7 protein-coding genes are annotated in these 7,413 nt (G+C 58.3%); 1 reads left to right on the forward strand and 6 read right to left on the reverse strand.

The features are described from left to right. From NW820_RS07585 to NW820_RS07605, 5 genes are all read right to left on the reverse strand, one after another. Positions 1–1,493 (reverse strand): NAD(P)H-quinone oxidoreductase subunit N (locus NW820_RS07585; RefSeq protein WP_414407137.1); only part of this gene is annotated, 1,493 nt, incomplete at its 3' end. Between the two features lie 124 nt (positions 1,494–1,617). Then, complete coding sequence (gene gvpJ, locus NW820_RS07590; protein ID WP_414407138.1) at positions 1,618–2,892, reverse strand: gas vesicle protein GvpJ; 1,275 nt, start codon at positions 2,890–2,892, stop codon at positions 1,618–1,620. A gap of 110 nt (positions 2,893–3,002) precedes the next feature. Continuing rightward, positions 3,003–3,482: a peptidylprolyl isomerase gene (locus NW820_RS07595; RefSeq protein WP_414407141.1), complete on the reverse strand. Its 480-nt coding sequence runs from the start codon at positions 3,480–3,482 to the stop codon at positions 3,003–3,005. Between the two features lie 221 nt (positions 3,483–3,703). Beyond that, positions 3,704–4,180 (reverse strand): phosphate-starvation-inducible PsiE family protein, encoded by a 477-nt coding sequence (locus tag NW820_RS07600; RefSeq protein WP_414407142.1) that lies wholly within the window; start codon positions 4,178–4,180, stop codon positions 3,704–3,706. A gap of 49 nt (positions 4,181–4,229) precedes the next feature. After that, positions 4,230–4,415, reverse strand: a complete 186-nt coding sequence (locus NW820_RS07605) for a DUF2256 domain-containing protein (protein ID WP_041437321.1) — start codon at positions 4,413–4,415, stop codon at positions 4,230–4,232. Between the two features lie 278 nt (positions 4,416–4,693). On the opposite strand from NW820_RS07605, the gene NW820_RS07610 reads away from it, so the two are divergent. Next, positions 4,694–5,656, forward strand: a complete 963-nt coding sequence (locus tag NW820_RS07610; protein ID WP_414407139.1) for an RNA polymerase sigma factor RpoD/SigA — start codon at positions 4,694–4,696, stop codon at positions 5,654–5,656. 121 nt (positions 5,657–5,777) lie between these two features. Here NW820_RS07610 and NW820_RS07615 read toward each other — a convergent pair whose 3' ends face one another. Beyond that, positions 5,778–7,412 carry a CTP synthase gene (locus NW820_RS07615; protein ID WP_414356705.1) on the reverse strand — a complete coding sequence of 545 codons (1,635 nt, stop codon included), beginning with the start codon at positions 7,410–7,412 and terminating at the stop codon, positions 5,778–5,780. Position 7,413: the final 1 nt, after the last annotated feature.

Raw genomic sequence — 7,413 nt, forward strand, 5'->3', positions numbered from 1 at the left:
GGGAACCCCAAGAACGGGCTTTGCTCCACTGCCTGGATGGAGAGGGTAAAGAGGGGATTGGAGAGGATCCCGGCAAAGATGGTGGCCACCAAAGTGAACACCAGGCCCACCCGCAGAGCCTGCATGCCTTCCGCCTGCCAGTTGGTCTCGGGGTAATTTTGCACTGAAACCGACATCTCTTGCGGCTCTTTCACCACGATGGTTTTCACCACCCGCACGTAGTAGTAGATGGAGATGACGCTGGTGACCAACCCCACCAACACTAGGGTATAAGCCCCCGCCTGCCAACCGGCCCAGAACAGGTACAACTTGCCGAAGAAGCCCGCCAGAGGGGGCAATCCACCCAACGAGAGCAGACAAATGCTCAAGCACAGGGTGAGGAAGGGATCCTTTTGGTAGAGGCCGCTGTACTCGCTAATTTCATCGGTGCCGGTCTTCAGGCTGAACAGGGTGATGCACAAAAAGGCCCCCAGGTTCATGGCCAAATAGACCATCAAGTAAAAGATCAAGCTGGCATAGCCTGCCTCGGTGCCCGCCACCAAGCCGATCAAAACGAAGCCCGCCTGTCCAATGGAAGAATAGGCCAGCAGCCGTTTGAGGCGGGTTTGGGCAATGGCCACCACATTCCCCAGCACCATGGTCAAAATGGCCAGCACCGAGAGCACCGCCCGCCACTCTTCCGTCATGGCCGGAAATACGGTGGCCAGAAAGCGCACCGCCAAGGCAAAGCCTGCTGCTTTGGATCCCACTGACAAAAAGGCCACCACCGGCGTTGGGGATCCCTCGTAGACATCAGGAGTCCACTGGTGGAAGGGCACCGCCGCCAACTTAAACCCGATACCACCAATGCAGAGGACCAAAGCGATGATCCCTGCCAAGCCGGCATCCCCCATAGAGGAGGCAATGGCTTCCAGCTTCGTTTGCCCACCCGAAAGGCCGTAGAGCAGCGACATGCCGTAGAGAAAAATGGCTGTGCTGCTGGCCCCGATCAAGAGATATTTCAGGGCTGCCTCGGAAGAACGCGGATCCCGCTTGGTGTAGCCGGCCATCAGGTAGCTGGCGATGCCCAGCGTTTCTAAAGATACAAACACTAGGATCAAGTCCGTCGCCCCGGAGAGGAACATGCCCCCCAAGGTGGCCGTGAGCAGCAACACATAAAACTCGCCTGTGGGCGCTCCGGACTGAGAGATGTAGCGCTCCGCCATCATCACGGTCAGTACCGCCGTCCCCACCACCAGGCCACGGAAGAGAATGCTGACGGGATCCGCTGCAAAGCTGCCCAAGAAGCTCTCCAACTGGGGCTGCTGCCATTGCAACACCAAGGTCACCAAGGCCCCAATCAAGCCAAAGATGGAGAGGGCCGGAAGACTTTTGCGCGCCGCCGAACCACCGACCAAATCCACCACCAAGACGAGCAAGAGGGTGAGGGTAACCACCACTTCTGGCCAAATGGCACCGGCATACAGGTTTCCGGTTGGGGCAAAGACATCCATAGGAGAAGACTATGAAGAGAGATTAAGGGGATCCACAGCCAGCATACCGCGATTTCTGGTCTCTCTCCCCGCTTCAGGCATCTCTTCTCCCAATCGTCTCCATCAGCACTCTCAATCCACGGGCTCAGTAGAGCTTGGCGCTGGAGGTGAGCACCAGCTTCAGGCGGGCGTGGATCAGATCCAAGTCCGCCAGCCCCAGGTCGATCTCCCCATCGATGACGATGCCGGTGTGGATCAGCCGATCCAACAGTTCCAGCACGGATCCCTCGCGGTGGGGTTGTCCGGGGTAGTAGTCCCCCTGGCGGGGCAGGAGGGTGCCCAGATCTCCGAGCTCCAGGTTCAAATCCGCTGGGTCGATCTCCAACAGGCTGCAGATTTGTCGAATTTGCTCCCGCAAGGCTTGTAGGCTGCTGCCGGCCCGCTCAATCTGCTCTGCAGAAAGGCGCTCGGCCTCCATTTGCCGCACCACCTGCGCCTCCATCAACTGCCGCAACAGCTCCACCAAGGTCAGCACCAGAGAGGCCAAACCGGCTTCCGGGCGTTTCCGGCCAGGGGTGGGCCGAGCCTGGCTCAAGTCTTCCGAGCTGGCGGGACTGATAGAAAAGCGCGGCGGGGGAGAAGAGGCAATCCAACGGTCAAAGGGCTGGCAAAGCTGTTCCAGGCTGAGCAAATGGAGACGGGGATCCCGAGCGGCCTCTTCCCTTTCCTCTGGTAGGTTGTAGCCCCAGTCGGCCAAAAACAGGAGAACCTGCTCCAGCTCCGGCACCCTCTGCACCTGGCGCAGCGTTTGCAGGCGATCCTCCACAAACCACAGCTCCTCAGCCGGCAGTTGGGCGGCAGCCAGTAGCCGCTGTAAAGTGGTGGCCTTGGGGGCGCGCACTTCCTTGCCCAGAATGCGGTGGCGCGGCAGTTGGATCCCTGCTCGGCCCAAGAGCTGCTGGATGAACCGTCCCTCTTTGGTGCTGAGGATGGCCAAGCGCGGCTCCCCTGCAGCCTGAACCTGGCGTAGCCAAGCCGCCACCCCCGGATAAAAGCGGTGTAGCCCCAGCCACCCCTGCAGATCCTCTTCAATCCAACGATCCCGCACCCGATCCAACGCTTGGATTAGAGAGAGGGCAGGGATCCCTGACTGCTGCAACAACTGCTGACGCCAGCCCGGCCAGTCTTGGCGCAAGTCCTCCTCCCGGATCCCTTCCTGTAGCCCCCACAACAACAGAGGCATCTCCCAGCCGGTCTCGATCAGCGGGCGCAGACGGTCAAAAGCAGGACGCAGCGGCTCTAGCTGAGCAGGAGCCAAGCCCCACACCTGAGCACAAACGCGGCAGGAAGAGGCAAAATACTCCGCCCGCCCATCGCAGAGCACACCATCAAAATCCAGAACCAGAATGCGGGGGGACATTCGCCGGGGCCTAGCGAACTCCATACCTGAGTCCCCCTGAGGGCAAGTTGCAAAAATGGGGCCAGAGGCCAAGTTAATTTAACCAAACTGTTCCACCCGATTGGCCCAACCTAATTGGATTCCAAGATGCGAACCGACTTGATCTCCACTGGATTCAGCGGGCGATCCTGGGGGCCGGTGGGAGCCGTTGCAATTTTATCCAACACATCCTCTCCCTCGATCAATTGCCCAAAGATCGTGTAGTTGGGCGGCAGCGGGTAGTTGGCGTGCATGATGAAGAACTGGCTGCCATTGGTGTTGGGGCCAGCGTTGGCCATCGCCAAAGTGCCGCGGCTGTAGGGACGTTGCACCGGCTCATCGGGAAAGCGGTACCCCGGCCCACCCCGCCCCGTGCCCGTGGGATCCCCACCTTGGATCATGAAGCCCCGAATCACGCGGTGAAAGATGACACCATCGTAGAAGTGGTCGTTGGCCAAAAAGACGAAATTGTTGACGGCGAGGGGAGCTTCTTGCGGGAACAGCTCCAGAACCATTGTGCCGGCGGTGGTCTCCATCGTGGCCGTGTAGGACTTGGCCGGGTCGATCACCATCGGCGGGGGATTGTTGTAGGTTTTCACGGGTTTGCCCAAGTGTTGTGCCAGGAGCAAATCGCGAGAAGAATGCGGGCGGGCCAAAACAGGGAGAGCACTCAACCCCACCCAAAGCACCACCATCAGCACAGCTAACTTCACCAGGCTGGCCAACTTAGATCGCGCACGCACAATTCTTGCAGGAAAGCTCCATCCCCATCGTACCAGGATTCTGTCCTAGCTTAATCTTCCCCGGACTTGGATGGAGGCTTGGCTCGCCGCACCAGCCAATAACTCACCGAGAGGGCCAACGTCGCTGCCCCCAAGCCAATGAGCTCCAACCCCCCCAGCTTCTCGAAATCAAAAATGATGATCTTGCGGGCCACCGCAATCAAAGAGGTGACGATCACCAGCTCCACCTGCACCACCTGCTTTTGCAAGTAGGCGGTAATGTTCTCCAGAATTTCCAGCGCAATCAGAATATTTAAAAAGAGGCCGAAGATCTCGATTAAAGTGGTGGAGAAAAACCCAGTTGGCTCGGTCAACAAATCTGCCACCAAGAACCGGGCCAAGTCCACCACTGCTACTGTGATTAGCCCGATCATCAAAATTGACAGTAGCTTCGAGATCAGGCTTTCCAGGCGGGTGATGGCCCGCAAAAAGGGATCCTCCTCTTCTGTCTCGTGGGGATTGTGCAACAGCCACTTGAGAAACCGCATCGCCAACCCCGACAGATCCAAACCCTTATGTCCTGATCCTGAGACAACATTATCCGTCCCAACCGTCTTGCCGGGAAGCAGGCAGGGATCCCTTGGGGCGATGATTGCGACACCGCTCAGAACAGTATTTCACCTCCGACCAACAGTCGGCCCACTTTTTGCGCCAGGTGAAGGGTCGCTGACAGGTGAGACAAATCTTGCTGGGCAAATCCGATTTCTTCCGTTGGCGTGGCATGGTGCACTGCAAAACAAGGTCAACTCTGTAGTCAGTTTAACAATCCTACCGGATGCTGACCGTTACCATCACGGGGGTGCTTGGCCTGCGCCCCACCTTAGCAAAAGCTGAAGTCTGAACCTAGAGAAATCGAGTAGCCTCTTGAAATCCGGCGAGATCTCTGCCCTGTGTCTGCAGGGATCCCTGAAGGAAGTTGGGTTTGCTGAAAGGTTAGCCGCCTCCATCCTGTACTGAGTAAAGTTCTTAACACCCGCTTGTGAACTTGAGCTTGAGTTTGTATGAAATCTCAACCAAATGGGACGAATGTAGCTGTTCAGAACTCTCCTCCTCCACTGAAGCGGGTTGAGGTACGGCTCAGCAAACCCGGCAGCCGGGCAACTCAAGCCTCGCTTTCGGAAGACTCAGTGGGCATATTTTTGCGGGAAATGGCTCGCTACCCACTCCTCAATGCCGAGCAGGAAGTGAAATTGGGACGGCTGATTGCAGAGGGGGGAGCCGCCGGGGAACGGGCGAAACGGGAATTGGTTAGGGCCAACCTGCGCCTGGTGGTCTCGATTGCCAAAAAGTACTTAAATCGCGGTGTGCCGTTTCTGGATCTGATTCAAGAAGGCACCATCGGCCTGATCCGGGCCGCAGAAAAATTTGAGTGCGAACGCGGCTACAAGTTTTCCACCTATGCCTACTGGTGGATTCGCCAAGGAATCACCCGCGCCGTTGTCAATCAGGGGCGTCTGGTGCGGATCCCGGTGCACATGGTAGAAAAGCTCAACCAGGTGAAGCGGATCCGGCGAGATCTGACCGAAGCCCTAAACCGTCGCCCCACCCAAGCGGAAATTGCCGAAGCTCTGGAGATTTCCCCCGACAAGCTGGACGCTCTCTTAACCCTCTTGGAAGCCGGTCGCCAAACCCTTTCGCTACATACTCCGGTTGGCAAAGAGGAGGATAGGGAGCTGATGCAGCTTATCGAGGACGCCAACAGCCCCACTCCCGAATCGCAAATGGACTTGCACCTGCTGTCTGCCCAACTGGAAGAAATGCTGGAGCAGCTCAGCCCCCGAGAGCAAGAAATCCTCAAGCTCCGCTATGGGCTGAAAGATGGCCACCTGCACACTCTCTCCGAAATTGGTCAGCTCTTCGGCCTGTCTCGAGAGCGCGTCCGACAAATTCAAGCACGAGCCATGCGCAAACTGCGCCATCCACGCCGACAGGAAATTTTGGCAGATTGGATGACCTCGTTTTAGGCAGTAGGCCACGGCTGCTCCACAGGCGAAACCCAGGATTCCGCAGCAGTTTATGTTCAGCAAAGCTCTGCAGAACCAGGACCAGAGGCGTGCCCCCACTTTTGGACAAGGGATCTGTCAACTAGCCCATCTTCTGCAACTGCAGGGGGTGAGGCTGAGGGCGGCTGCGCAGGGCAGCTTCGATCAACCCCAAAAAGAGGGGGTGGGGGCGGTTGGGGCGGGAGCGAAACTCCGGATGGAACTGGGTGGCGATGAAAAAGGGGTGGCTGGGCAGCTCGATAATCTCCACCAAGCGGTTATCCGGCGAGACTCCGCTGATGATATAACCAGAGTCCAGAAAAAGGCTGCGGTAGGCATTGTTAAACTCATAGCGATGGCGGTGCCGCTCGTAGATGATGGCCTCACCGTAGAGCTTGGCCGCTAGGGTATTGGGCATGATGCGACAGGGATAGAGGCCCAGCCGCAGGGTTCCTCCCAGATCTTCCACATCTTTCTGCTCCGGCAAGAGGCTGATCACCGGGTGGGGGGTATCGGGGTCAAACTCATAGCTATTGGCCCGCTCCAGGTGGGCAATGTGACATCCCCAGTCGATCACCGCGCATTGCATGCCCAGACACAGGCCCAGAAAGGGAATGCCCCGCTCCCTCACGTAGCAAATACTGGCCACTTTGCCCTCGATGCCGCGATTGCCAAACCCCCCTGGCACCACCACTCCATCCACGCCGGAAAGCAATGCCTCTGGTCCCCGCTCTTCGATCTCCTCAGAAGAGATCCAGCGCAGCGTGACGCCGGCATTGAGGGCCAACCCAGCATGGCGCAGGGCCTCGGCCACCGAAAGATAGGCATCCGTAAGGCGCACGTATTTGCCGACAATGGCAATCTCCACCCGCTCTTGGGGGTGGTGCAGCCGCTTCACCAAGAGCTCCCACTCCCGCAGGTCGGGCTGCTGGGGATCCAGGTTGAGGATCTCCAAAACCCGCTGCGCCAACCCCTCCTGCTCGAGCACCAAAGGCACATCGTAGATACTGGGGGCATCCTGAGCCTGAATCACACATTCCACCGGCACATCGCAAAACTCGGAGATCTTCTCCTTGATCCCGCGGGGCAATGGCTGTTCGCAGCGGCACACCAACACGTCCGGCTGGATACCAATAGAGCGCAGCTCCTTCACCGAGTGCTGGGTGGGCTTGGTTTTCATCTCCCCTGCCGCTTTGATCAGGGGCACCAGGGTGACATGCACATAGGCGACATTGGCGCGGCCCACGTCCTTGCGAAATTGGCGAATGGCCTCCAAAAAGGGCAGAGACTCGATATCCCCCACCGTGCCCCCCACCTCCACCAGCACCACATCGGGGTTGGTCTCGCGGGCCACTCGCCGGATCCGCTCTTTGATCTCTTGGGTAACATGGGGGATCACCTGCACCGTGCTGCCCTGGTAATCGCCGCGCCGCTCTTTGTGGATCACGGCCTGGTAGATGGAGCCGGTGGTGACGTTGTTGAGCTTGGACATGTTGGTGTCGGTGAAGCGCTCGTAGTGGCCCAAGTCCAGGTCGGTCTCGGCGCCGTCGTCGGTGACGAACACTTCTCCATGCTGGTAGGGGCTCATGGTGCCGGGATCCACATTGATGTAGGGATCCAGCTTCAAAATCGACACCGTGTAGTTGCGGGATTTGAGGAGGCGACCCAAGCTAGCCGCCACAATGCCTTTGCCGATGCTGGAGACCACTCCACCGGTGACGAAGACAAACTTGGTCATA

Source organism: Synechococcus sp. R55.7 (assembly GCF_047461955.1).
Lineage (GTDB): Bacteria > Cyanobacteriota > Cyanobacteriia > Thermostichales > Thermostichaceae > Thermostichus.

Excerpts from the sequence above, each read along its gene's own strand:
- gvpJ (WP_414407138.1), bottom strand. The coding sequence starts at position 2,892 with ATGTCCCCCCGCATTCTGGTTCTGGATTTTGATGGTGTGCTCTGCGAT.
- NW820_RS07595 (WP_414407141.1), bottom strand. The coding sequence starts at position 3,482 with ATGGTGATCGACCCGGCCAAGTCCTACACGGCCACGATGGAGACCACC.
- NW820_RS07600 (WP_414407142.1), bottom strand. The coding sequence starts at position 4,180 with ATGCGGTTTCTCAAGTGGCTGTTGCACAATCCCCACGAGACAGAAGAG.
- NW820_RS07605 (WP_041437321.1), bottom strand. The coding sequence starts at position 4,415 with ATGCCACGCCAACGGAAGAAATCGGATTTGCCCAGCAAGATTTGTCTC.
- NW820_RS07610 (WP_414407139.1), top strand. The coding sequence starts at position 4,694 with ATGAAATCTCAACCAAATGGGACGAATGTAGCTGTTCAGAACTCTCCT.
- NW820_RS07615 (WP_414356705.1), bottom strand. The coding sequence starts at position 7,412 with ATGACCAAGTTTGTCTTCGTCACCGGTGGAGTGGTCTCCAGCATCGGC.